Below are 23670 nucleotides of genomic sequence, written 5' to 3'. Positions count from 1 at the left end.
CGGTTTTTTTGTGCCTGTTTTGAACAAATATTCACTATTTAACCATTGGGATTGTGAAATATTTGTACTAGAATGCTCGAAAACGAAAATTAAATGTTCGTATGAGCGTGAGGGTGAAATGAGTCAGGTCAGGGAACAGGAAAACCATAATCAAAACAATCACCATGATGACGTGCTTGATGTCATTGTGGTGGGTGGCGGGATCAACGGTGCGGGTATCGCGGCAGATGCGGCGGGGCGGGGGCTGAAAGTCGGGCTTTATGAGGCGGCGGACTTCGCATCGGCAACCTCGTCGGCCAGTTCCAAACTGATCCATGGTGGCCTGCGCTATCTTGAGCACTATGAATTCCGCCTGGTGAGTGAAGCGCTTGCTGAGCGTGAAGTGCTGCTCAAAAAAGCCCCGTTCCTTGCCTGGCCGATGCGCTTTCGCTTACCGCACCGCCCGCACCTGCGACCAGCCTGGATGATCCGTATCGGGCTGTTTCTCTATGACCACCTTGGCAAACGGACCACACTCCCTGCCAGTAAAGGCATTCGCTTTGGTGACAGCTCGGTATTGAAAACGGACATCACAAAAGGGTTTGAATACTCCGATTGCTGGGTCGATGATGCGCGCCTGGTGATGTTGAATGTGATGGATGCGGCAGAGCGCGGCGCTGAAGTGCGTAACCGTTGTAAGGTGGTAAAGGCCGGGCGTCAGGGAGGTCTCTGGCATGTGGAAATTCAGGACACCCTGACCGGTGAAATCCTGATCCGCAACGCCAAAGTACTGGTGAATGCAGCGGGCCCCTGGGTGAAAGCTTTTTACGATGAAAGCACCTCGCTGAAATCTCCCCGTGGCATTCGCCTTATCAAGGGCAGCCATATTGTGGTGCCACGTGTTCACAGTGAAGAGGTGGCGTATATCCTGCAAAATGAAGATGGGCGTATCGTGTTTGTGTTGCCCTACCTTGACCGCTTCTCAATCATTGGCACCACGGACGTGGAATACAAAGGTGATCCGCGTGATGTCGCGATTGAGCAACAAGAGATTGACTATATCCTGTCGGTGTACAACCAGCACTTCAAGCGCCCGTTAAGCAGTGATGATGTGGTGTGGACTTACAGTGGAGTGCGTCCGCTCTGCGATGATGAGTCAGACTCCCCGCAAGCGATCACCCGTGATTACACCCTGGATTTGGATGACAACGGCGGCGATGCGCCAATGCTTTCTATTTTCGGCGGCAAGCTGACCACATATCGCAAACTTGCCCGTGCAGCCGTGAACAAACTCGCTCCTTTCTTCCCTGACATGGGGCCGGATTGGACGGCTGATCAGGTTTTGCCGGGCGGGGAAGGGATCGCCGGTTTTGATGATGTTAAGCAGCAACTGAAACGTGAATACCCGTGGATGGATGTATTCACTGCCCACCGCCTGGCAACCACCTATGGCAGCCGTGTCTGGGTGTGGTTAGACGGTGTAAAAACAGCGGCGGATCTGGGTATCGATTTTGGTGAAGGGCTGACCCAGAAAGAGGTCGACTACCTGATGGCATCAGAATACGTGCAGCGTGCAGAAGATCTGTTGTGGCGACGTACCAAATTGGGGCTGTATCTCAATAATGCCCAGCAATCTGCGCTGTCAGATTACATTGCCCGTAGCTTGCAGAAGGAAGATGAGGCGGTCACAGCTTGATTTGATGGCGTAGACAAACACGAAAGGCGGCGCTTTTGGGCCGCCTTTGTTATCTGGTGCACTTACTGGTAGAGGTATTTAGTAAACAGTAGGTCTGTCAGCACTTTCTGGTTGGTTTCAGCGAGCAGCATCGCATTTACCTTATCCAGACACGCTTTACGGATCGATTCTCTGCCGGACAGTGATTTGATCCGGACTTCGTTTTCCTGACTTAGCATTTCAATAATGGCATCGCGGATTAGCGGCTGGTGATATTCCAGCATCTGGAGCAGCGATGGATCATCCACCATCAGGTCAACCCGGACATTAATAAACCCGAGTTTGCGGCCTTCTGTAATAAAGTTAGTGGTTATCTCTGGCTCAAGCGTAAAATAGCTGAACTGTGTGTCATTCCCTTCCTCACTTGCCATTGAAGGGAAGGTGACCAGCAGAGACAATATTAAGGCGAAAACCGCCGTGATATTTTTTTTCATGGTTTTTGCCAAACCCCGGATTTCGTCAATCTCTTATGGTAGTTTAGCTGCGCGTCAGAAGGCACAGCTGTGTACAATAGCGCACTACTAATACTAAACACTATTGGCCTATTCGGCGAAGGTTTTGTGTTTTTTTTGCTCTTTTGCTCAGGATAACATGTCAAAATTCAAGGAATTACACTTGCAAGCTCTCATGGATGCCGTTTGGGAGGAGCCGGAATGGCAACGGCTTGAAGCATCCCCAGTGGGGTCGTGGCTGCTTGAGCGCCACTCCATGACAGAGCGGTTGAAAGCGCACTGTCACACCCTGTCGGTAGAGCTGCTGGGCCTGTATGAAATCGAACAATCTGCCTTGTCTTACGATGAAAGCACCCTGCTGGGTGATCAAGCCTGTATGGTACGTGAAGTGGTGTTGTCGGGAGATGGCAAAGCCTGGTTGTGCGCGCGCACCCTGGTGCCCAAGTCAACGCTGACAGAGAAAGAACAGGATATTGCAGAGTTAGGCGCTGTGCCTCTGGGACAGCGCGTCTTTAACCAGGCGAATGCAAGGCGCGATGCGATTGAAGTGGCGACCGTGATGGTGGAAGGCCAACCACTGCTGGCGCGCCGCTCACGTTTGTGGGTTAACGAAAAACCGATGCTGGTTTCTGAGCTGTTTTTACCCCACGCCCCGGTATATCAGGAGGAAGGCTAAATGGATGCGGCCAAGGCGAAAGCGTATTGGCAATTAACACGCATGGACAGGCCTATCGGCAGTTTGTTGTTGCTTTGGCCAACGCTGTGGGCATTGTTTCTGGCTGCTGACGGGTTACCGGACCTGCATGTTTTAGTGGTGTTTGTACTGGGCGTTGTCATGATGCGCGCAGCCGGTTGCGTGATCAACGACTATGCTGACCGCAATTTTGATGGCCACGTAAAACGCACCAAGGCGAGGCCTTTACCTTCCGGGCTGGTGACGGCAAAAGAAGCGTTGGCCCTGTTTGGTCTATTGGTGCTTGGTGCCTTCCTGTTGGTGCTGACGCTTGACCCGCTGACCATCAAACTGTCTGTGGTGGCGGTGTTGCTGGCATCGGTATACCCTTTTATGAAGCGTTACACCCACATGCCGCAACTGGTGCTGGGCATGGCGTTCAGCTGGGCAATCCCCATGGCCTACGCGGCGCAGTCCGGTGAATTGCCGCCTGTGGCCTGGATGCTGTTTCTGGCCAACGTCGCCTGGACCGTGGCCTATGACACCCTGTATGCCATGGTTGACCGTGATGATGACCTGAAAATCGGCATTAAGTCATCCGCCATCTTGTTTGGCCGTTTTGACAAGATTGCCGTGGGCATCCTGCAACTGGTCACTGTTTTGCTTTTGGTACTGGTAGGCTACCTCTGTGGGCTTTCATCGATCTACTATTGGTTCCTGCTGGTGGCTTCCGCGCTGTTTGTTTACCAGCAGTGGCTGGTACGCAGCCGTGAACGTGACCCCTGCTTTAAAGCCTTCCTGAACAATAACTATGTCGGCATGCTGGTATTTATAGGTATAGCGCTGGCTGTTTTGTTCAGGTAATACACGTTCAAAGCCAAAAAACTCGCCACTTAGGCGAGTTTTTTGTTTCCGGGAGCTCAGTTTTCTGAGGACTGGTTCAGGATAGCCTGAATAGTCAGTTGCACGTCCGGCGAGATCAGGCTGAATACGCATTCACGCAGTGCTTCAATCCGCTCCGCACAGGCATGGTCGTCATCATTCAGGTAACCTTCTTCTCTCAGCGAGTTCAGCAAGGTGCTGAATACGCCCTTGTCGAAAAACTCTGGCGCATTGATACCGTGCAGGCGGCTCAGGCGCTGCGCCATCATCTGGCTCTGTTGTTCCAGATCTGACTTGGAGGCATCTGGCTCATGGCTGAACAGGGTCAGGGTGATCGCATAGCGCTGCAGGGTTTCGGTAATGGTGCGTCCCAACAACTGAAGCTGTGTCAGCTTGGCGTTGTTGCAGCTGATGGTGTCACCGTCGATGGTGATCAGTGACTGGCGTGCCATTTCAGTCAGGGTCGCATCGATGTAGTTTTCCAGCGTCGCCTCATCAAAGCTCATAAACAATTCGGCTTTGAGTAGTGGGTAAAGCTTGCAAACAGCATCCATCAGGCTTTCACGGGAAACACAGGTATTGAACACCAGCGTTTGCGCGATAAGTGATGGCAGCGCGAACAGGTGAATAATGTTATTGCGGTAGAAGGTCATCAGGATTGCCTGCTGGCGATCGAGCGAAATCACTTCGCCCAGCGAGTCTTTCTCGACCACGAATTTGTTCAGGGTCAGCGCATGCTCAACCAGCTCCTGAGCTGACTCTGACGGCACCGTACTGGTTGCTGAATACGGTACCTGGCGCAGCAGCTCGAGGTAAATCGTCAGCTGTTCTTCCAGTGTTTCCCGGCTCAGTGCACGCTGTCGGGACGCCAGCAATGCGGTGGCGCACAGGGTCAGGGCGTTGGCCGCGGCAGCATCATTGATTTTGGTCATCATACGCTCGGCAAGCTCATTAACCACGGGGTTCAGCCAGTTCGGACGCTGTGGCTCAATGGGGTTGATGTCTTTTTGCCACTCAGGGACTTTTTCGTTCAGGACGTGGTTCACCGTGATAGGCTCACCAAAGTTGACATAACCTTTACCGTAGTTGCGCAGCTTGCGAACAATCCCCAGTACCTGACCGAAACTTTCTTTCTCCTTGCGCTTGCCCTGCAGCTCCTTGGCATAAGTGCTTACTTCCATCACGTGCTCGTAACCGATGTAAACCGGCACCAGGGTGACCGGGCGTTTCAGGCCGCGCAACATGGCCTGGATGGTCATTGCCAGCATGCCGGTTTTGGCTGGCAGCAGACGGCCGGTACGCGAGCGTCCGCCTTCTGAAAAGTATTCCACTGAATAGCCTTTGGTGAACAGCTCTGCCAGATATTCCCGGAACACCGTAGAGTAGAGGCGGTCTCCTTTAAATGTGCGGCGCAGGAAAAACGCCCCACCACGGCGGAAAATCGGGCCTGCCGGGAAGAAGTTCAGGTTCACACCTGCGGCAATGTGCGGTGGCACCAACCCTTCTTTATACAGCACGTAGGACAGCAACAGGTAGTCCATGTGCGAACGGTGACATGGCACGTAGACAATCTCGTGACCATCCTGCGCAAGCTTACGTACGCGCTCGGCATTATTGATATTCAGGCCCTGATACAGCTTGTTCCAAAGCCAGGTCAGGATCCGATCACCGTAGCGGATCAGGCTCGGTGAGAAGTCCGCCGCAATTTCTTCCATCATGTCGATGGCTTCTTTGCGCACTTTCTCTATCGGGACATTGCGGCTTGCCGCTTCGTCCTGCACCGCTTTGTCGATGGCTTTCGATGCCAGCAGGCGTTTGAACAGTAACTGGCGGTTGGGCAGTCCTGGACCGGATGCGGCCATTTTCTGGCGCGAGAAATGGATTTTCGCTACCCGTGCCAGTTTGTTGGCAATCGTGGTGTCTGTGCCGTGCTTGTCCGCCATGTAGCGCAGGGAAACGGCGTTACTCAGGCGCACCATGCTGTCACGACCCAGGGTCAGGATGGTGTAAAACTTCTGGAAGGCATTCAGCGCCTTCAGGGCAGGAGCCGCCGGACGTGATTCATTGCCGGGGTCGCGGTTCCAGACGACAGATGCCGGTATCATCTGGATATCGAGTTCGGTATCGCGCTTGTGCAGTTCGAGCCATTCGGTGAACAGGGCAAGGGAGTCTGCCGGTACCGGATCGCTGTCTTTAAAGATGCGCTTGCCTTCGGAGACAAACACATAGCGTGGCAGGCTTTTTCCGCCAAGTTCAAGGGGCTCAAGCGGATCGGGCAGGCCCAGTTGCAGACAACTGCTGCGCAGGGTCAGCAGATCGGTATGGGAGCGGAAAGGCAGTACGTAAACCATTGGACGGGACAAATCCAGATCCAACTGGTTAATAGGGTCTGACGGAATACTGATGGTTTTCACCAGTACCGACAGCGGTAAATTCAGTAACGTGTGATATATCGATTGGCAAGCAGACATCTGATCGCAGCCTCTTATATTTAATGCGTGGCAAGTCTAGCAGAAAACATCCCCTAACTTGCAGGGAAATGACGCGGTTTGCCGTCATTATGTCAGCCCTGAGCCAGCGTCTGTTTACTCAGGCAGTCAGAAAAAATGTGAACCCGGCGAGGTCTTTCTCACGCATTGACGCAAAATCCACCTTTTCAATCGGTTAAACACTGGATATACTCACAGTTAACTGTATAAAAAGACAGGTTCATAATATGAAGCCGTTAACCGCAAGACAACAGCAAGTCTTTGATTTAATCAAAGCAAAGATTGATGACACCGGTATGCCACCGACGCGTGCTGAGATCGCGAAAGAACTGGGGTTCCGCTCTGCCAATGCGGCTGAAGAACATTTAAAAGCACTGGCGCGTAAAGGTGTGCTGGAAATCGTACCTGGTGCGTCGCGCGGTATTCGCCTGCTGGTTGACACCGAGGCCGCCAAAGAGGAAGAAGGGCTGCCCCTTATTGGCCGTGTGGCAGCGGGTGAGCCTATCCTGGCGCAAGAACACGTCGAAATGTACTATCAGGTCGATCCTAACCTGTTTAAACCCAATGCAGATTTCCTGTTGCGTGTCAGCGGCATGAGTATGAAAGACATCGGCATTTTAGACGGTGACCTGTTGGCAGTACACAAAACCCAGGAAGTACGTAATGGCCAGGTGGTGGTGGCGCGGGTTGAAGATGATGTGACGGTGAAGCGTCTGGAGCGTAAGGGTAATCAGGTGTTGCTGCATGCTGAAAATGAGGAGTTTGCTCCTATTGTGGTCGATTTGTCACAGCAACCGTTTACCATTGAAGGGATTGCTGTCGGTGTGATTCGTAACACGGACTGGATGTAATCTCCCGCCATTACGAGGTGGCAAGAATAGAAAAAGGCAGCTTGGGACTGATGTCTCTGGCTGCTTTTCTTTTGTGTATTCCACGTGCGATATCGCTTTTCTTTTATCCCTTCTTACCTTGCATGCTGTGTAATTAACAGCATCAATTTTCTTGATGTTTAGCACTGAGTCATAAAACGTCGAATTGCCGCAAAATACAGCGTAAAAGCATCGTAAATGAAACAGTTGTCTTCATCCCCTAAATTTGAGGTTGGCATCATATTTCTGGGTATTCTGTTGTACAAACTTTGTTCTTTCTCCGTTCCTTGCCTAGCTTTACTTGTAAATAGATTGTTAATTAATTTTTCGTTTTTTAGCACCTGTTTACATTTTTCACTGCGAAGTGACTTTGAGGAGGAGACCGGTGAAGATTCGCCAACTTCTGTACGCGCTCGCAATTTTCTCTTCGTTGACAGCCCATGCTGCCAGCGAATCATCCTCGTTTAACCTGACGCCCGGTGTGACAGAAATCAGTGGGAAGGTTTATGGCCTTCACATGACGATTTTGTGGATCTGTGTTGCCATCGGCGTGGTGGTGTTTGGTGCCATGTTTTGGGCCATTATTCATCACCGTAAGTCCAAAGGCGCTGTGGCAGCCAATTTCCATGAAAGCACCAAAGTGGAAATCCTTTGGACCCTGATCCCCTTTCTTATCCTTATCGGTATGGCGATACCGGCGACGAAGGTATTGCTGGCGATGGAAGACCCGTCTGACTCCGATCTGACCATCCAGATCACTGGTTCACAGTGGAAATGGCACTACCGCTATTTTGATCATGATGTCGCATTCTTTTCACTGCTGGCAACGTCCGCTGCGCAAATTGATGGTGAAGCGACTAAACGGGAAGCTTACCTGCTGGAAGTCGATCGGCCGCTGGTGGTGCCAACCGGTAAAAAAGTGCGCTTTTTGATTACCTCGGAAGATGTGATCCATTCTTGGTGGGTGCCGGATTTTGCAGTGAAGAAAGACGCCAATCCAGGCTTCATTAACGAAGCGTGGACCCGCATTGACAAACCCGGTATTTACCGTGGCCAGTGTGCGGAGCTTTGCGGTAAAGATCACGGTTTCATGCCGATTGTGGTGATCGCCAAGCCGGTGGATGAATTCGAGGCCTGGGTGACAGAAATGGCTGCCGTGCAGGCTAAGGCAAAAGAAGAAGAGCAGAAACTGCTGGCAATGAACATGGGCATGGATGAACTGATGGCACTGGGTGAGAAGGTGTACAACGCCCGCTGTGTTGCTTGTCACCAGGTGAATGGTCTTGGTCTTCCCGGTGTGTTCCCCGCGCTTGCCGGACAGGGAATATCCGCGGATCCCGAGAGACTGCTCGACCACCTCAATATTGTTATTCACGGGAAACAAGGCACGGCAATGCAGGCATTTGGTGCGCAACTGGGCCTGAAAGAGCTGGCGGCGGTGATTACTTATGAACGTAACGCCTGGGGTAACAACACGGGAGATGTGGTTCAGGCATCTCAAATCAATGCAGTGCTAAACGGTGACGATCTCTAAGGAGAAATGGCAATGACAGATATGACGCCTGATCAGGTCGGTCATGATGACCATGATCATAAACCCCGTGGGTTGATGCGTTGGCTGTTGACGACCAACCATAAAGATATCGGCACCATGTACCTGGTGTTCAGCTTCACTATGTTTTTACTGGGCGGGGCAATGGCGCTGGTGATCCGTGCTGAGCTGTTCCAGCCCGGCCTGCAGTTGGTGGAACCCAATTTCTTTAACCAGATGACTACGGTTCATGGTCTGGTTATGGTTTTCGGGGCGGTAATGCCTGCATTTACCGGCCTTGCCAATTGGATGGTGCCAATGATGATTGGCGCACCGGATATGGCGTTGCCGCGGATGAATAACTGGAGCTTCTGGATTTTGCCGTTTGCGTTCCTGATACTCATTATGTCGCTGTTTATGGAAGGGGGCGGCCCTAATTTTGGCTGGACTTTCTACGCACCGCTTTCCACCACCTATTCACCTGACAGTACGGCACTGTTTGTGTTTGCGGTTCATATCATGGGGATGAGCTCGATCATGGGGGCGATCAATGTGATTGTTACCATCATGAACCTGCGTGCACCGGGTATGACTTATATGAAAATGCCGCTGTTCGTCTGGACCTGGTTCATCACTGCGTTTCTATTGATTGCGGTGATGCCGGTGCTGGCCGGGGCGGTGACCATGGTGTTGACCGACAAATATTTTGGCACTGCCTTTTTTGATGCCGCTGGCGGTGGCGATCCGGTGATGTTCCAACACATCTTCTGGTTCTTCGGCCATCCGGAGGTGTACATCATGATCCTGCCAAGTTTTGGCATCATTTCGGCGATTATTCCCGCTTTTTCACGTAAGAAGCTGTTTGGTTATTCCTCGATGGTGTATGCGACGGCATCGATTGCGGGCCTGAGTTTTATCGTGTGGGCGCACCATATGTTCACGACCGGGATGCCGGTGTTTGCCGAGCTTTTCTTCATGTACTGCACCATGCTGATTTCGGTGCCGACCGGGGTAAAAGTGTTTAACTGGGTGGCAACCATGTGGCGTGGCTCGCTGACCTTTGAAACCCCCATGCTGTTTGCGTTGGCCTTTATTGTGCTGTTCACCATAGGGGGCTTCTCGGGATTGATGCTGGCGATAACACCGGTGGACTTCCAGTATCACGACACCTACTTTGTGGTGGCGCATTTCCACTATGTGCTGGTTTCCGGTGCGATTTTTTCCATCATGGCGGCGGCGTATTACTGGCTGCCGAAATGGACCGGCCATATGTATGACCAGAAACTTGCCAACTGGCATTTCTGGTGCTCGCTGGTGTCGGTCAACATCCTGTTCTTTCCGATGCATTTCCTTGGCCTTGCAGGCATGCCGCGCCGTATTCCGGATTACGCGCTGCAGTTTGCTGATATCAATGCCATTGTCAGTGTTGGTGCTTTCCTGTTTGGGTTTTCCCAACTCATTTTCCTGGTGCTGGTGGTCAAATGTGCCCGTGGCGGACAGCCCGCGTCATCCAAGCCCTGGGAAGGGGCAGAAGGGCTGGAGTGGAGTATTCCCTCGCCAGCGCCATACCACACCTTCTCTACGCCACCGAAAATCGAGTAGGGATTACACATGGCAGATAAGGGAAAACAGACACAACAAGCGAGCCGTTCAGCGCTTAAGCTGGCAGGTATTGCTGTGCTGATGTTTGGGTTTGCCTTCGCGCTGGTGCCTCTTTATGACGTATTCTGTGACATCACGGGGATCAACGGGAAAACCCGTGATGTAGCTGCTGCTGAAAGCAGCCAGGTGGATTTTTCGCGTACGGTGACGGTGGAATTTGTCGCTTACATCAACCCCGGTCTTGGCTGGGAATTCGTTCCGGAAGTGAAAAAGCTGACTGTCCATCCGGGAGAAACCCGCACCATTGCGTACCGCGCCACCAATAACACGCATGAGAATTCAGTCGGTCAGGCGGTGCCTTCCGTCACTCCGGGCCTTGCTGCGCAGTACCTGAACAAAATTGAATGTTTCTGCTTTAACCGCCAGCCGCTGGAAGCAGGAAAGGATGCCGAACTCCCGCTGGTGTTTTATGTCGACCCAGCATTGCCGGACGATATCAGCACCCTGACGCTGGCATATACCTTGTTTAGCGCAAAGACTGAGCCTGTGGCCCAGTAAATGCAGTGAGGTCATCATGACAACAGATACCCCTACAGATGCCCAGTACGAAAATTACTATGTGCCTGCTCAGAGCAAGTGGCCGATTGTCGGTGCCGTTGCACTGTTTTTTGTTGCGATGGGCGCAGGATCGACAGTTGCAGGCCTGTTTAGTGGCAACGGCCCGTGGGTGCTTTTGATTGGCATCGGTGTGCTGCTGTTTATGTTATTCGGCTGGTTCCGTGATGTGATTCATGAATCGATGAATGGCATGTACTCCGCACAGATGGATCGCTCGTTCCGACAGGGCATGAGCTGGTTTATCTTCTCGGAAGTAATGTTCTTTGCCGCCTTTTTTGGCGCACTCTTCTATGCCCGTCTGGTCGCCGTTCCCTGGTTGGGTGGGGCAGGCAATAACGCCATGACAGCGGCTTTGCTATGGCCAGAATTCATTCCAACCTGGCCATTGGAGAAAACCCCGGGCGGTATTGAAACCACCGCCATGGGGGCGTGGGGCTTGCCTCTGGTGAATACCCTGATTCTGCTGACGTCTTCCATCACTGTCTATATTGCCCATGTGGCAATGGAGCAGGGCAACCGCAAAAAGCTCACTGTGTTTCTGGCAGCAACGGTGGCACTGGGCTGGCTATTTCTGGGGCTTCAGGTGGAAGAGTATGTCCATGCCTATCAGGAACTGAACCTGCGTCTGGATTCCGGTATCTATGGCACCACCTTCTTTATGCTCACCGGTTTTCACGGCATGCACGTGCTGATGGGATCAATCATCCTGTTTATTGTCTGGCTGCGGGTACTGAAAGGGCATATGACACCAAAACACCATTTTGCCTTTCAGGCGGGCGCCTGGTACTGGCACTTTGTCGATGTAGTCTGGCTGTGCCTGTTTGTGTTCGTCTACATCCTGTGACGTGTTAATAAGGGCGGGGGTTAGGTTCAATCACCCCGGTTGCCAGTGCAACCAGCAGGATCACAAACACAATCACAGAAAACAGCACTCGGCGGCCAAGGTAGCGCGACATTGGTACATCGGTTTGGCCTTTGATCATCACCGGCAGAGCCCGGAACAGGTTGAAGATGATAAATACCAACAGGCAGACGAGGATCCCTTTGAGCAGCATATTGCCTCCTGAGCGTCGAAAAGGTGACTGGATGTCTAGGTTCCACATACGGCAATGCAGACGGATGGGTTTCCTTCTGTTTACTGTGGCGATGACTGCCTTGCTGGTCAAGCTGGGGATATGGCAAATGTCACGGGGGGCCGAAAAAGAAGCCCTGTTGTCGCAACTTGCAGCGCGTTCCCAGCAACAGCTCACCGCACTGACAAGGTTGCCTGCTGATGTGACAGGCGTCAGCGTTGTGCTCGAAGGGCGGTTTGATGACAGCAAAAGTGTGCTGCTCGACAACCAGATTTTTGAAGGCCGGGTCGGTTACCGCTGGATGATACCGTTTATGACAGACAACCGCTGGGTGCTGGTGGAGCTGGGTTGGGTACCGGCACCCGCCAGCCGGGAAAGCTTACCAGAATTGGCCGGGCTCAATGGACGCTTTACGGTCAGCGGCATTATCGATTTTCCTTCTGACCGTGTGGTATTGACGGAAGATACATCAGATCAGGGTTGGCCCAGACGGGTGCAGTCGGTTGATATGGAACAATTGGGCAATGCCACCGGATTGGTGTTGCAGCCCTGGCTTATCCGCAGTGACAAGCTGCAAGACGAAAAAGGCGAGCGCTTCAACATCGGGACGGAAAACGTGTGGGAGCCTGTGGTGATGAAGCCGGAAAAACATTACGCCTACGCCATGCAGTGGTTTGGGCTGGCGCTGGTGGTGGTGATTGGGGCTGGGCTCTGGTGGAGGAAAGCATGACGATGACAGGGAAAAAAGCACTGATACTGGTCGCGGTGATTTTTGTTCTGCCGGTGCTGGCCGCCAAGCTGGTACTTGAGATGGGCTGGTACACCAAAGGCGTCACCAACAACGGCGAATTACTTGTTGAAGAAATAAAAGCCGACTGGCTGGCACATGACGGGCAGTGGCGGCTGGTTTATGCCCTGCCAGAATCTTGCAGCAGCCAGTGTGAGAGTGCGCTGTTTCAGCTTAACCAGATCCCGGTAGCGGTCGGACGCGAGCGTGAGCGTGTTGCCAGTATTCTTCTTACGCCTGAGGCCTCGCCAGTAAAAGAGGGAACGAATGTGACCCGCCAGAAGATGGATGCCGCGATGCTGAAAACCCTGTCATCCCTGCCGTTTCCCGGTCAGGCTATCTATCTGGTTGACCCGCTCAATTACCTTATCCTTGCTTACCCTGTGCCTGAGGAAAAAGCAGCGCAGGTGGCACAGAGCAAGGGATTGCTGTCTGATCTTCGCAAGCTGATGAAGCTGTCCAAAGTGGGGTAGGAGGTCGTAATGGAGAATGAAAAGCGCTACCTCGGACTGATTTATGGCGCGCTGTTGCTGGCTGTGGTGGTGGTGGTGCTCGGTGCCTTTACCCGCCTGACAGAAGCGGGGCTGGGCTGCCCGGACTGGCCGGGTTGTTATGGGTTTCTGACCGTGCCGCAATCAGTTGACAAACTTGCACAGGCGACAGAAGCATTCCCGCACGCCCCTGTGGAAATCCACAAAGCCTGGTACGAAATGATCCACCGTTATGTCGCAGGAGCGTTGGGTTTGATGATTGCCAGTATTGCGTTTCTGGCTTGGCGACGCCCTGAGCGCAACCGCATATTACCGAGTGTTTTGCTGGCTGTTGTGACTTTCCAGGCTGCCCTTGGCATGTGGACAGTGACCATGAACCTGATGCCGGTGGTCGTGATGGGACATTTACTGGGCGGTTTCACCACCGTCACACTGCTGTTTATGCTGGCATGGATGGAAAGGCGGCGTATTAACACGCCAGTCCAGCGTGAACTGGATGCCCGGACAGTGCCAGTCAGTGGCAAGCTCAAGGGGCTTTCCGTTGCAGCGCTACTTGCGGTGGTGATGCAGATTGCCCTTGGCGGCTGGACATCGGCCAATTATTCAGCGCTGGTCTGCACCCAATTGCCAATCTGTGAGGCGGACTGGGTGGAGAAATATGATGCGTCGGCGTTTCATCCCATCAGCCCGGAAAATGACACTTACCAATATGGCGTGCTGAATTTTGACCAGCGGGTAACCATCCATGCGACCCACCGCATTGGCGCGATGGTGGTGACGGCACTCATTCTTGTGCTGGCCTTTGCGGTGCGCAAACCATTGGGTTTGGGTGCTTCACTGTTATTGCTCGGGGCTCTTAGCATTCAAATTACACTTGGCGTCACCAATGTGATTGCATTGCTGCCGCTGTCTGTGGCGGTGGCACATAATGTGTGCGGTTTGTTTTTATTGCTGGTGACAGTACGGACAGTGACAGGGGTGTTTTCGTCTCTACGGGTGAATGCCGCGCGGTCACCGTTGGAAGATTCAGGGAGGTTGAGCCATGGCTAAAACCACATTGCCTTCGCTGGTAAACAGCACCCCGGACACGCAATCTGCTGAGTGGCGCGATTACCTCGAGCTGACCAAACCCAAAGTGGTCGCCATGTTGCTGCTGACCGCGATGGTAGGCATGTGCCTTGCCGTGCCCGCCTTGCCCCCAGCCCGTGCGGTGATTCTGGGGCTTCTCGGTATTGGTATGCAGTCTGCGGCGGCCGCGGTGTTCAACCATGTGATTGACCAGCGTATCGACAGGAAGATGCAGCGCACGGTTCACCGCCCGGTCGCCAGGGGGCGTGTAAGCACTTCACAGGCTCTGGCATTTGGGGCAGTGCTTATGGTGGCAGGTTTTTCCCTGTTGTGGGTGCTGAATATGCTGGTGGCCTGGCTGACCTTTGCCAGCCTGGTTGGGTATGCCGTGGTATACACGGCGTGGCTGAAACATGCTACCCCGCAAAACATTGTGATAGGCGGGCTGGCAGGGGCGATGCCGCCGCTGCTGGGCTGGGTGGCTGTCACCGGTACTCTCGATTCCCATGCCCTGTTGCTGGTGATGCTGATTTTTACCTGGACGCCACCACACTTCTGGGCGCTTGCTATCCACCGCCGGAAAGATTACGCCAAAGCGGGTGTGCCGATGTTGCCGGTGACCCATGGTGTGGATTTCACCAAAACCATGATTTTGCTCTACACCCTGCTTCTGGTCGTAGTGGGCCTGTTGCCGTGGCTGGCGGGAATGAGTGGTCTGGTTTACCTCTTTGGCACCATGGCGCTCAACCTGGGGTTTGTCTGGCATGCATGGCAACTGAAATTCCATGACCGCAAAGGACTGGCGTGGGACACCTTCAAGTATTCTGTCTGGCATGTGTTTGGTTTGTTTGTTGTACTGCTCGCCGACCATGCGTGGCGGGCGTTAGGGTAAGAACGGTTAACGGCAGCGTCTCTGTCACTCCCGCTTTCTGATAAACTGCCGTCATTTCAACCGTCTCCTGAGCCAATTTATGCTGTCTGCGCTGCAACAAAAAGCCCTTCATGTGCGCAATGCTGATCAGTTAAGGATCGGTTGACCGATCCTTCTGATGAGTCAGAATCTGAAATCATTCATTGATTTCAGATTTTTTATGCCTATTACCTCATATCTAAGTGATTTTCTCGAAGAATCACCCGTTGATGTTTCCCAACTCACGACGTTTGCTGAGCATGTCCCTTCAGAATGGGTTGCTGCAGCCGCATCCCTCTCTACTCAAGCCACCATCAGGCGTAGAAGATTACCCAGCGATATGGTCCTGTGGTTAATCGTGGGGATGGCATTCTTCAGAAATGAACCGATTGCTGAGGTAGCCCGTCGGATGAACATCTGTGCTGAAGGGCTTGCTGACGAAGCGCTTCTCGCCAAAAGTGCGCTGACTCAGGCTCGTCAACGACTCGGCTCTGAAGCACCTAAATGGTTGTTTAAAAAGTGTAGTGAGGGATGGGGCAAAGAAAGATACCCAGAGGATGATTGGCATGGCCTCCAGGTTTTTGCTGTTGATGGTGCATTATTCAGAACGGCAGACACTCCAGAGCTTCGCGAACACTTCGGCTCTGGGAACACCTCGGGTAAACGTCAAACACCCTACCCAGTTCTCCGACTTGTTACCATGATGAATGTGCGTTCTCATATCATCATTGATGCGGATATCAGTCCCTACCGTCGAGGTGAAATCCCCCTCGCTCAGCCCTTCATTAGTTCGCTTCCTGATAACTCGGTAACGCTGTTGGATAAAGGGTTCTATGGCGCAGATTTGTTGCTGAGCCTATCGGCTAGCGGTGTAAACCGTCACTGGCTCATTCCGGCTCGAAAGGGATTGGTGTACACGATTCTCGATGAGGAAGAAACCAATGACAATCTTATCGAAATGAAAGTCTCCCCTCAGGCCAGAAAAAAGAATCCGAGTCTACCTGAGAAGTGGCAAGTCAGGGCGGTGACTTATGAAGTGGATGGAAAAGAGAAGACCGTGTTTACTTCACTGCCACGAGAGAAGTACAGCGCTGAGCAAGTGGCCACGCTCTATCATGAGCGGTGGGAGATAGAGTTGGGATATCGAGACATCAAAAGCTCTATGCAGCACAATGCCATGACGTTGAGAAGTAAGACAGTCGAGCTTGTTTATCAGGAGTTATGGGGACTGCTTCTTGGATACAACCTGGTGAGACGAGAGGCCAGCCAAGCCGCGGTAGCTCATGGTCGTGCACCAAATGAAATAAGCTTCAAATACGCTTGCCAGTATATTGCGAGTCAACTAAGGATAATGAGCAAAGCTTTATCTCCGGGCAATACGCCTAAGAGGCTTAAGGCATTGAGAGGAGACTTATCTGTCCTGTTCATAGAAAAACGCCCCAGACCATCAAGACCTAGGGCAGTTAAAATGTCAAAGACCCGTTATCCGATTAATCGCAAAGCGGCTCCGCTTAAGTGAACTGCATTGCCTTCATGTGCGGGTGTTTTCGCTCGCGTTTCCCATGGTGCTTTCCAATATCACAGTTCCCCTGCTGGGATTGGTGGACGCGGCCGTCATCGGCCATCTTGACCATGCCTGGTATCTTGGTGGTGTTGCTGTCGGCAGCACCATGATTGCTGTGGCTTTCTGGTTGCTGGGTTTTCTCCGTATGGCGACCACCGGGCTGACCGCACAGGCCTATGGCGCCAACGACAAACCCGGCTTGGCCAATGTCTTCCTGCAGGGGATATCGCTGGCCTGGCTGTTGGCTCTGGCCATCATTGCCCTGCATCCACTCATCGCAGACGGGGTTTTTTCCTACAGTGACGCGAGCACTGAAGTGAAGCGTTATGCCGAACAGTATTTCTCGGTGCGGATCTGGAGTGCGCCTGCTGCGCTGACCAACCTGGTGGTCATGGGCTGGTTGCTCGGGGCTCAGAACGCGAAAAAACCGATGACCCTGCTGATTGTGGTAAATGTCATCAATATCGTGCTTGATGTACTGTTTGTGGTCGTTTTGGGCTGGAAAGTGCAGGGGGCAGCCGCAGCCAGTGTGATTGCCGATTACAGTGGGATGGCGCTGGGGCTCTATTTCGTGGCGCAACGCTGGCAAAGCGAAGGGTTGCCGTCGCCCGTGGCACAGTGGAAAAAAGCCAGTGCGGGAATGGGGCGGCTTTTAAAGCTCAACCGGGATATTTTCCTTCGAAGCCTGTGTCTGCAACTTGCGTTCACCTTTATGACGTTCCAGGGCGCGACGCTCGGGGACGACGTGGTGGCGGCCAATGCGGTGCTGATGAATTTCCTGATGCTGGTGTCGTTCGCAATGGACGGGTTCGCCTATGCGATGGAAGCCATGGTAGGGAAAGCGGTCGGCGCCCGCAACCGCAATGAACTGATGGACTCTCTGGTGGCCACCACTTTCTGGAGTCTGTTGATATCCCTGTTGATCACGTGCGCTTTCCTTTTGTGGGGAGAGGGGATTGTCGGCATCATTTCGGATATTCCAGCGGTGCGTGAGCAGGCGTTTATCTATCTGCCCTGGTTGATTGCGATGCCGTTGGTGGCGATGTGGTGTTTCCTGCTTGATGGGGTGTTTATCGGCGCAACACGGGGTCGGGAGATGCGCAATACCATGTTTGTTGCCATGGCAGGCTTTTTCGCCATTTGGTGGTCGCTGAGTGGCTTTGGCAACCACGCACTGTGGGCGGCGATGCTGGGCTTTATGGCATTACGCGGGCTGACGCTCGGTGCGCTGTTTGTCTACCAGTGGAGAAGGGAGACCTTCCTTTCCGCTGTCCATTGATATTACGCTGCCCATGGATACAAAAAAGGCGCCATCCGGCGCCTCTCTTCTGTATGCGGCGATTAGTAGTAGGAGTGGTCGCCGTGCGCGTGTTCTGTTACATCGCGAACACCTTTCAGCTCACCACTGAACTCTTCTAACAGCTGCTTCTCAATGCCGTCTTTCAGGGTGACATCGACCATTGAACAGCCGTTACAGCCGCCACCAAACTGAATCACAGCCACACCGTCTTCGGTGATTTCAATCAGGTTGATATGACCGCCGTGACCTGCCAGTTGTGGGTTGACCTGGGTTTGGATGACATACTCAACACGCTCCAGCAATGGCGCATCATCGGCCACTTTACGCATTTTGGCGTTCGGCGCTTTAAGTGTCAGTTGCGAGCCCATTTTGTCGGTGACAAAGTCAATCTCTGCATCTTCCAGGAAAGGAAGGCTCAGCTCGTCAATATACGCTGAAAAACCATTGAATTTGATTTCGGTGTCGGTCGCTTCCACTGCATCCTGAGGGCAGTAAGAGACGCCACACTCAGCGTTTTGCGTGCCTGGGTTAACCACGAATACGCGGATGTTTGTCCCTTCCGGTTGCTGCTCAAGCAGCTTAACGAAATGGCTTTGTGCACTTTCTGAAATAGTAATTTGTGACACGGCTTCTTACCTGATTTATCCAGTCTTTGTTTACATTGTACGCTTGTTTTTGTCCACTATCACCCCTCAAGCATCGGGGTTACTTTTTCCTCACCGGGCACGGAAGCCTAGATGGCATCGGGCGGGGTACGGCAAAGACAATACACATCAATGCGTTCCACACCATGTCGCCTGAGCAAGCTGCAAATCTGGGCGATGGTCGCGCCTGTGGTCACCACATCATCGACCAGCGCGACATGTGGTGGTAGTTTCCCGTTAACGGAAAACGCACTTTTCAGGTTGGAAAGGCGTGATTGTCGGTTTAATCCCTGCTGTTGGCGAGTGGCACGGGTGCGTTTTAAGACGTTGGGCGCATATTGGGTCTCCAGAACCTTTGCAAGCTCGCGGGCTAACACGCCACTGTGGTTGAATCCGCGTGAGATACGGCGTCGCCAGTGCATAGGGACGGGTAACAGTAAAGGGGCTGGCTCCTCGATTTCTGTTGCCAGTAAGGTGGCAAGTGCAGGTGCCAGCCAGTAGTGTCCCTGATATTTGAACCGGTGCAGCAGTTTGTCATAAGGGAAGGTATAAGTGCCGACACAGATTAACCCATCCCAGAGCGGCGGCTTTTTCAGGCAGTGCCCGCAACTTTCGATCACGTAGGGGGTAGGCAGCCCACACTGAAGGCAGCGGGGGTGGCGAGGCAAGCTGGCGTGACACGTTTCGCACCAGGGGTGTCTGGATTGCCCAAGAGGATGCTGGCAAAGCTGACAGCGCAGGGGCAAGGCACGTAAGATAATGTTCAACATCGCGTTATGCGTATTTTCTAAACGGTGTAGGCAGTGTAAATGGCGACCAATCTTTACTGGCATACGGAAGGCCAGGGCTCCGATCTGATTCTCATTCATGGCTGGGGGATGAACAGTGCTGTATGGCAAAACATCCTGCCGGCTCTCACTTCCCATTACCGGGTGCACTGTGTGGATTTGCCTGGTTACGGCCGGAGCCAGCCGGCGGCGGCGTTTTCGCTCGAGGACATGGCACAGTGCTTGCTTGATAATTCACCGCAGGAATCTGTATGGGCTGGCTGGTCACTGGGGGGGATGGTTGCCACCCAGGCTGCGCTGCTCGCACCTGAGCGTGTGAAAGGGCTAGTCACGATTGCCAGTTCTCCAAGATTTGCTGCAGAACATGGATGGCGAGGGATAAAACCCGAGGTGTTGCAAGCGTTTACTGAACAACTGGCCGAAGACTATCAGACAACGGTTGAACGTTTTATGGCGCTTCAGGCAATGGGAAGCCCGACAGCAAGACAAGATATTAAGTGGTTGAAGCAGGCGGTACTCTCTCACCCGTCGCCCCAGCCAGAGGCGCTTCGCGCCGGCCTTGATATCCTTGCTAATGCTGACTTGCGACCGCAATTGCATGAAATTTCAATGCCTTGGCTGAGAATTTATGGTCGGCTGGATGGCCTTGTGCCTGTCAAAGTGGCACAGGAGCTGGATGTGCTGGCACCGCGCTCGCAGCGGCAAATTTTTGCCAAAGCGTCGCACGCACCGTTCATCTCGGATCCTGCTCATTTTACCCAGGCGCTTCTGACGTTTTGCGGAAAATGTTTGCCGTCCTGTTAATGGAAAGTAGCGAAATAAAGTGAATTGGGGCTAAATTTTAATCGTTGGCTGCCGATACTTTAATCAAGTTACTTGCTATGGCATCAGGAGAGACCATAATGAATATAGGTAACGTTGGGTATTCCCAGCACGCTTACGCTAAACCGATGCAGCCAAACCAGACTGCAAAGGCGAATGAAGCGCAAGCTGCTGAGGCTACCAAGCAGTCTTATGCACAAGCCGCCAAGGAGGTGGCTGACGGTAAGGCTGTTAACCAAGCAACGGAAGCCGAGGGCAAACCTTCGTCTAGCGTTGAATCTTTCACTTATGGGGCGCTCGGTATGGACCACCCTGAAGAGGTGAAAAACAACGACGATATGGCGTATTCTGCCGGTCAGGTGCTTTCCGCACTCGGGACCATTGGTGGATTGATCGCTGTATTGGTTTAGTTTCGCTATAGAGATATAGCACGCGCATAGGCGGGGATTCCCCGCTCATGCACGCAGGCGGTTCGCCTTCGGTCAATGTTCGGAGTAAACATTGGCATGAACATTTCGCCCGCAAACGTCAGCATCCCTGCTGTCGTACCGTCAGTAAACCCGCCAACGGAGCAAGTTGCGCGGGATAATCGTGTGCGTGAAAAAATTGTCCCTCCACGCCAAGCCAGTGCCAGCGCCGAAGAAAAAGCGGTCTCTCAGGAAGAGAAACAACTTCGCAAGCCATCATGGGATCCCTCCGAGCACCCGGATTACACGGATATTGCCCAGCAAAATCCTCATCACTTCGGTGATAATGGACTGGCGGCGCATGAAGCCCTGAGCCAGTTTTCTGCCATGCTGGCAGGTGCCTCTTATGCGCCCCCGGATGACAATGGTTATGCGATGCGTATCAAGTTGCCCAAGGAAGTGCTGGATAAAATCGAACAGCTCAAAGCCTCGCAACGTACCGGTGCGGTGGTGGCGATGCGTTACCAGCAATCAACGGTCGCTAACCTGCCGTCGGAAGTCCTGATTGTGATTTAGGGGTAAAACCCAGAGACAAAAACAGCGCCTCGACGGGCGCTGTTTTGGTTTGGGTGAGACAGGGGCTCAGCGGCGCTTGGCGTTGGCAAAGGCATCGGCGAAGGCGCCGCCGAAGCCAGACGGTTGCGCGCTATGGTGGTTGTCACGACGGCCATTGCCGTTGGCGTTGCGATCCTGATTGCGTGGACGCGATTCACGCACAGGCTTGCTGTCCGTGCCCGGCTCATCGCTCAGGCGCATAGACAGCCCAATGCGCTTGCGCTGCAAGTCAACTTCCATCACCTTCACTTTCACCACATCACCGGCTTTGACCACGTCGCGGGGATCAGAGATAAATTTGTCGGACAGGGCTGAGATGTGAACCAGACCATCCTGGTGAACGCCTACATCGACAAAGGCGCCGAAATTGGTGACGTTGGTGATCACGCCTTCCAGCACCATGCCGGGGATCAGGTCTTTCACTTCATTCACGCCCTCGGCAAACGTCGCGGTTTTAAATTCCGGGCGTGGGTCGCGGCCCGGCTTGGCAAGTTCCGCCAGAATGTCGGTGACAGTCGGGATGCCAAAGGTGTCATCGGCGTAGTCTGCCGCGTTCAATGTGCGCAGGAAATCGTGGTTGCCAATCATGGCATCAACCGCTTTGCCGGATTTCTCCGCAATGCGTTTCACCACTGGATAGGCTTCCGGGTGCACCGCAGATCCGTCGAGTGGATTTTTGCCATTCATGACGCGCAAAAAGCCTGCGCACTGCTCAAAGGCTTTCGGCCCCAGACGCGGCACTTTCAGCAAGGTTTTGCGATCTTCAAAGCGGCCGTTTTCATTGCGGAACGCCACAATGTTTGCCGCCATGGTAGTCGAAAGACCGGCTACACGGGTTAACAGCGCCGCCGAGGCACTATTCACGTCAACGCCCACGGCGTTGACGCAGTCTTCCACCACTGCATCCAGACGCTTGGCAAGCTGAGTCTGGCTGACATCGTGTTGGTACTGGCCAACACCGATAGATTTCGGATCAATTTTTACCAGTTCTGCCAGCGGGTCTTGCAGACGGCGGGCAATAGATACTGCGCCCCGCAGTGAGACATCGAGATCCGGGAATTCGGCGGCAGCAAGCTCTGAGGCTGAATAGACGGATGCGCCAGCTTCACTGACCATCACCGTCTGGATTTTTTCGCCCGCGTCTTTGAGCATCGCGGCGACGAAGGCATCGGTTTCACGGGATGCAGTGCCGTTGCCAATCGCAATCAAATCCACCTTGTGCTTTTTGATCAGCGCCATCACCACGCGGGCAGATTCGGCAATCTTGTTCTGTGGCGGGGTAGGATAGATAGTGGCGGTGTCCAGCAGCTTACCGGTCGCGTCAACCACTGCGACTTTACAGCCGGTGCGCAGACCCGGGTCGATGCCAAGGGTGCAGCGCGGACCTGCCGGGGCAGCCATCAGTAAGTCTTTCAGGTTGTCGGCAAACACCTTGATGGCATCATTTTCCGCGCTTTCACGCAGGTTGCCCATCAGCTCAGTTTCCATGTGCATTAGGATTTTGATGCGCCATGCAAAGCTCACTACCTGTTTGCGCCAGCGATCGGCGGGGGCGGTACCCAGTTTCACGCCATAGTGATCACAGATAAGGGTTTCACAATAAGAGCCGGTGGATTTTTCATCCTGACCTGGGTCAGCATTGAGTGAGAGTTGCAGGATACCTTCATTACGGCCGCGGAACATGGCGAGGGCGCGGTGCGAGGGCACTTTGCTGAGCCGTTCATCATGGGCGAAATAATCTTTAAACTTCGCGCCTTCTTCCTCTTTGCCTGCCACGACACGGGACTGGATTTCGGCGTTCTGGTTTAAATGGCGGCGGACTTTATCCAGCAGGGCTGCATCTTCGGCGAACTGCTCCATCAGGATAGCGCGCGCGCCATCCAGCACGGCTTTGGTATCTGCAAAGCCTGCTTCTTCATTCAGATAGTTGGCCGCTTCGGTTTCCGGATCGTGGTCGGGGTGCTCCCAAAGCAGGGTTGCCAGCGGTTCAATGCCCGCTTCAATGGCAATCTGGCCTTTGGTGCGGCGCTTGGGTTTGTAGGGCAGATACAAATCTTCCAGCCGGTTTTTGCTGTCGGCGTCGAGAATATCCTTTTTCAGCGCGTCGGTGAGCTTACCCTGCTCATCAATCGATTTCAGGATCACCTGGCGGCGATCTTCCAGTTCACGCAGGTAGCTGAGACGTGATTCCAGAGTACGCAGTTGGGTGTCATCAAGGCCGTTCGTCACTTCTTTACGGTAGCGGGCGATAAACGGCACGGTATTGCCGTCATCCAGCAGGTTAACGGCAGCCACTACCTGTGCGTCACGTACATTGAGCTCAGTGGCAATTTGTTGGTAGATAGAGGTTGTCATGGTATTCCTTTGATTC

General features: G+C 53.3%; 23 protein-coding genes. 17 read left to right on the top strand and 6 right to left on the bottom strand.

Annotated features, from left to right (window positions below; all coding sequences use genetic code 11):
- Positions 1–118: 118 nt before the first annotated feature.
- Complete coding sequence (glpD, locus tag VHA_RS02940) at positions 119–1675, top strand: glycerol-3-phosphate dehydrogenase (RefSeq protein ID WP_005501672.1); 1557 nt, start codon at positions 119–121, stop codon at positions 1673–1675.
- Positions 1676–1737: 62 nt separating this feature from the next.
- Here glpD and VHA_RS02935 read toward each other — a convergent pair whose 3' ends face one another.
- Positions 1738–2148 (bottom strand): flagellar basal body-associated protein FliL, encoded by a 411-nt coding sequence (locus tag VHA_RS02935; protein WP_040528063.1) that lies wholly within the window; start codon positions 2146–2148, stop codon positions 1738–1740.
- 157 nt (positions 2149–2305) lie between these two features.
- Here VHA_RS02935 and VHA_RS02930 point away from each other — a divergent pair, with 157 nt between their 5' ends.
- Together VHA_RS02930 and ubiA are read left to right on the top strand one after the other, a co-directional pair.
- A complete protein-coding gene (locus tag VHA_RS02930) occupies positions 2306–2842 on the top strand; it encodes a chorismate--pyruvate lyase family protein (protein ID WP_005501667.1) in 537 nt (178 codons plus the stop codon).
- On the top strand, positions 2843–3703 hold the full coding sequence (ubiA, locus tag VHA_RS02925; RefSeq protein WP_005501666.1) for a 4-hydroxybenzoate octaprenyltransferase: 861 nt from the start codon (positions 2843–2845) through the stop codon (positions 3701–3703). It begins immediately after the preceding gene.
- Between the two features lie 56 nt (positions 3704–3759).
- Here the strand turns inward: ubiA and plsB are convergent, their stop codons facing one another.
- Positions 3760–6192 (bottom strand): glycerol-3-phosphate 1-O-acyltransferase PlsB, encoded by a 2433-nt coding sequence (plsB, locus tag VHA_RS02920; RefSeq protein ID WP_005501665.1) that lies wholly within the window; start codon positions 6190–6192, stop codon positions 3760–3762.
- A 245-nt stretch (positions 6193–6437) separates the two neighbouring features.
- Here plsB and lexA point away from each other — a divergent pair, with 245 nt between their 5' ends.
- From lexA to VHA_RS02895, 5 genes are all read left to right on the top strand, one after another.
- Positions 6438–7061: a transcriptional repressor LexA gene (lexA, locus tag VHA_RS02915; RefSeq protein WP_005501662.1), complete on the top strand. Its 624-nt coding sequence runs from the start codon at positions 6438–6440 to the stop codon at positions 7059–7061.
- A 403-nt stretch (positions 7062–7464) separates the two neighbouring features.
- Complete coding sequence (gene coxB / locus VHA_RS02910; protein ID WP_005501660.1) at positions 7465–8613, top strand: cytochrome c oxidase subunit II; 1149 nt, start codon at positions 7465–7467, stop codon at positions 8611–8613.
- 12 nt (positions 8614–8625) lie between these two features.
- Positions 8626–10212 (top strand): cytochrome c oxidase subunit I, encoded by a 1587-nt coding sequence (gene ctaD, locus VHA_RS02905; RefSeq protein WP_005501658.1) that lies wholly within the window; start codon positions 8626–8628, stop codon positions 10210–10212.
- Between the two features lie 9 nt (positions 10213–10221).
- Positions 10222–10770 carry a cytochrome c oxidase assembly protein gene (locus tag VHA_RS02900; protein ID WP_005501656.1) on the top strand — a complete coding sequence of 183 codons (549 nt, stop codon included), beginning with the start codon at positions 10222–10224 and terminating at the stop codon, positions 10768–10770.
- Between the two features lie 16 nt (positions 10771–10786).
- Positions 10787–11674: a cytochrome c oxidase subunit 3 gene (locus VHA_RS02895; RefSeq protein WP_005501655.1), complete on the top strand. Its 888-nt coding sequence runs from the start codon at positions 10787–10789 to the stop codon at positions 11672–11674.
- A gap of 4 nt (positions 11675–11678) precedes the next feature.
- Here the strand turns inward: VHA_RS02895 and VHA_RS02890 are convergent, their stop codons facing one another.
- On the bottom strand, positions 11679–11885 hold the full coding sequence (locus tag VHA_RS02890) for a DUF2909 domain-containing protein (RefSeq protein ID WP_005501654.1): 207 nt from the start codon (positions 11883–11885) through the stop codon (positions 11679–11681).
- 31 nt (positions 11886–11916) lie between these two features.
- On the opposite strand from VHA_RS02890, the gene VHA_RS02885 reads away from it, so the two are divergent.
- The 6 genes from VHA_RS02885 to dinF all read left to right on the top strand — a co-directional run bounded on the left by VHA_RS02885 (position 11917) and on the right by dinF (position 18002).
- Positions 11917–12633: an SURF1 family protein gene (locus VHA_RS02885; protein WP_172465011.1), complete on the top strand. Its 717-nt coding sequence runs from the start codon at positions 11917–11919 to the stop codon at positions 12631–12633.
- Positions 12630–13163, top strand: coding sequence for a redox-active disulfide-containing membrane protein (locus VHA_RS02880; RefSeq protein WP_226926539.1), 534 nt, complete (start codon positions 12630–12632; stop codon positions 13161–13163). Before VHA_RS02885 ends, VHA_RS02880 begins: the two co-directional genes overlap by 4 nt.
- A gap of 9 nt (positions 13164–13172) precedes the next feature.
- A complete protein-coding gene (locus tag VHA_RS02875) occupies positions 13173–14231 on the top strand; it encodes a COX15/CtaA family protein (RefSeq protein ID WP_005501650.1) in 1059 nt (352 codons plus the stop codon).
- Entirely contained in the window at positions 14224–15141 is a 918-nt protein-coding gene (gene cyoE, locus VHA_RS02870) for a heme o synthase (RefSeq protein ID WP_005501648.1), read from the top strand. Before VHA_RS02875 ends, cyoE begins: the two co-directional genes overlap by 8 nt.
- Positions 15142–15340: 199 nt before the next feature.
- Complete coding sequence (locus VHA_RS02865) at positions 15341–16678, top strand: IS4 family transposase (RefSeq protein WP_040528107.1); 1338 nt, start codon at positions 15341–15343, stop codon at positions 16676–16678.
- Position 16679: 1 nt separating this feature from the next.
- Entirely contained in the window at positions 16680–18002 is a 1323-nt protein-coding gene (gene dinF, locus VHA_RS02860) for an MATE family efflux transporter DinF (RefSeq protein ID WP_040528060.1), read from the top strand.
- 62 nt (positions 18003–18064) lie between these two features.
- Here dinF and nfuA read toward each other — a convergent pair whose 3' ends face one another.
- Together nfuA and VHA_RS02850 are read right to left on the bottom strand one after the other, a co-directional pair.
- Entirely contained in the window at positions 18065–18649 is a 585-nt protein-coding gene (nfuA, locus tag VHA_RS02855; protein WP_005501641.1) for a Fe-S biogenesis protein NfuA, read from the bottom strand.
- 107 nt (positions 18650–18756) lie between these two features.
- Positions 18757–19437 (bottom strand): ComFC family protein, encoded by a 681-nt coding sequence (locus VHA_RS02850; RefSeq protein WP_223173093.1) that lies wholly within the window; start codon positions 19435–19437, stop codon positions 18757–18759.
- Positions 19438–19476: 39 nt separating this feature from the next.
- Between VHA_RS02850 and bioH the strand changes: the two genes are divergently transcribed.
- The 3 genes from bioH to VHA_RS02835 all read left to right on the top strand — a co-directional run bounded on the left by bioH (position 19477) and on the right by VHA_RS02835 (position 21260).
- Complete coding sequence (bioH, locus tag VHA_RS02845; protein ID WP_040528058.1) at positions 19477–20259, top strand: pimeloyl-ACP methyl ester esterase BioH; 783 nt, start codon at positions 19477–19479, stop codon at positions 20257–20259.
- Positions 20260–20357: 98 nt separating this feature from the next.
- Complete coding sequence (locus VHA_RS02840) at positions 20358–20687, top strand: hypothetical protein (protein ID WP_005501637.1); 330 nt, start codon at positions 20358–20360, stop codon at positions 20685–20687.
- A gap of 75 nt (positions 20688–20762) precedes the next feature.
- Positions 20763–21260: a hypothetical protein gene (locus VHA_RS02835; protein WP_040528056.1), complete on the top strand. Its 498-nt coding sequence runs from the start codon at positions 20763–20765 to the stop codon at positions 21258–21260.
- A 66-nt stretch (positions 21261–21326) separates the two neighbouring features.
- Here VHA_RS02835 and VHA_RS02830 read toward each other — a convergent pair whose 3' ends face one another.
- A complete protein-coding gene (locus VHA_RS02830) occupies positions 21327–23654 on the bottom strand; it encodes a Tex family protein (RefSeq protein ID WP_005501635.1) in 2328 nt (775 codons plus the stop codon).
- Positions 23655–23670: the final 16 nt, after the last annotated feature.

Origin of the sequence: Grimontia hollisae CIP 101886 (assembly GCF_000176515.1) — a bacterium.
GTDB classification, from domain to species: Bacteria; Pseudomonadota; Gammaproteobacteria; order Enterobacterales; family Vibrionaceae; genus Enterovibrio; species Enterovibrio hollisae.
Note: the sequence above shows the minus strand (reverse complement) of the source record. Positions and strands in the feature narration are given on the sequence as shown.

What these genes read in the sequence shown, in the direction of transcription:
- glpD (WP_005501672.1), top strand. Translation starts at nt 119, where the DNA reads ATGAGTCAGGTCAGGGAACAGGAAAACCATAATCAAAACAATCACCAT.
- VHA_RS02935 (WP_040528063.1), bottom strand. Translation starts at nt 2,148, where the DNA reads ATGAAAAAAAATATCACGGCGGTTTTCGCCTTAATATTGTCTCTGCTG.
- VHA_RS02930 (WP_005501667.1), top strand. Translation starts at nt 2,306, where the DNA reads ATGTCAAAATTCAAGGAATTACACTTGCAAGCTCTCATGGATGCCGTT.
- ubiA (WP_005501666.1), top strand. Translation starts at nt 2,843, where the DNA reads ATGGATGCGGCCAAGGCGAAAGCGTATTGGCAATTAACACGCATGGAC.
- plsB (WP_005501665.1), bottom strand. Translation starts at nt 6,192, where the DNA reads ATGTCTGCTTGCCAATCGATATATCACACGTTACTGAATTTACCGCTG.
- lexA (WP_005501662.1), top strand. Translation starts at nt 6,438, where the DNA reads ATGAAGCCGTTAACCGCAAGACAACAGCAAGTCTTTGATTTAATCAAA.
- ctaD (WP_005501658.1), top strand. Translation starts at nt 8,626, where the DNA reads ATGACAGATATGACGCCTGATCAGGTCGGTCATGATGACCATGATCAT.
- VHA_RS02900 (WP_005501656.1), top strand. Translation starts at nt 10,222, where the DNA reads ATGGCAGATAAGGGAAAACAGACACAACAAGCGAGCCGTTCAGCGCTT.
- VHA_RS02895 (WP_005501655.1), top strand. Translation starts at nt 10,787, where the DNA reads ATGACAACAGATACCCCTACAGATGCCCAGTACGAAAATTACTATGTG.
- VHA_RS02890 (WP_005501654.1), bottom strand. Translation starts at nt 11,885, where the DNA reads ATGCTGCTCAAAGGGATCCTCGTCTGCCTGTTGGTATTTATCATCTTC.
- VHA_RS02885 (WP_172465011.1), top strand. Translation starts at nt 11,917, where the DNA reads ATGTCTAGGTTCCACATACGGCAATGCAGACGGATGGGTTTCCTTCTG.
- VHA_RS02880 (WP_226926539.1), top strand. Translation starts at nt 12,630, where the DNA reads ATGACGATGACAGGGAAAAAAGCACTGATACTGGTCGCGGTGATTTTT.
- VHA_RS02875 (WP_005501650.1), top strand. Translation starts at nt 13,173, where the DNA reads ATGGAGAATGAAAAGCGCTACCTCGGACTGATTTATGGCGCGCTGTTG.
- cyoE (WP_005501648.1), top strand. Translation starts at nt 14,224, where the DNA reads ATGGCTAAAACCACATTGCCTTCGCTGGTAAACAGCACCCCGGACACG.
- VHA_RS02865 (WP_040528107.1), top strand. Translation starts at nt 15,341, where the DNA reads ATGCCTATTACCTCATATCTAAGTGATTTTCTCGAAGAATCACCCGTT.
- VHA_RS02850 (WP_223173093.1), bottom strand. Translation starts at nt 19,437, where the DNA reads ATGTTGAACATTATCTTACGTGCCTTGCCCCTGCGCTGTCAGCTTTGC.
- bioH (WP_040528058.1), top strand. Translation starts at nt 19,477, where the DNA reads ATGGCGACCAATCTTTACTGGCATACGGAAGGCCAGGGCTCCGATCTG.
- VHA_RS02840 (WP_005501637.1), top strand. Translation starts at nt 20,358, where the DNA reads ATGAATATAGGTAACGTTGGGTATTCCCAGCACGCTTACGCTAAACCG.
- VHA_RS02835 (WP_040528056.1), top strand. Translation starts at nt 20,763, where the DNA reads ATGTTCGGAGTAAACATTGGCATGAACATTTCGCCCGCAAACGTCAGC.
- VHA_RS02830 (WP_005501635.1), bottom strand. Translation starts at nt 23,654, where the DNA reads ATGACAACCTCTATCTACCAACAAATTGCCACTGAGCTCAATGTACGT.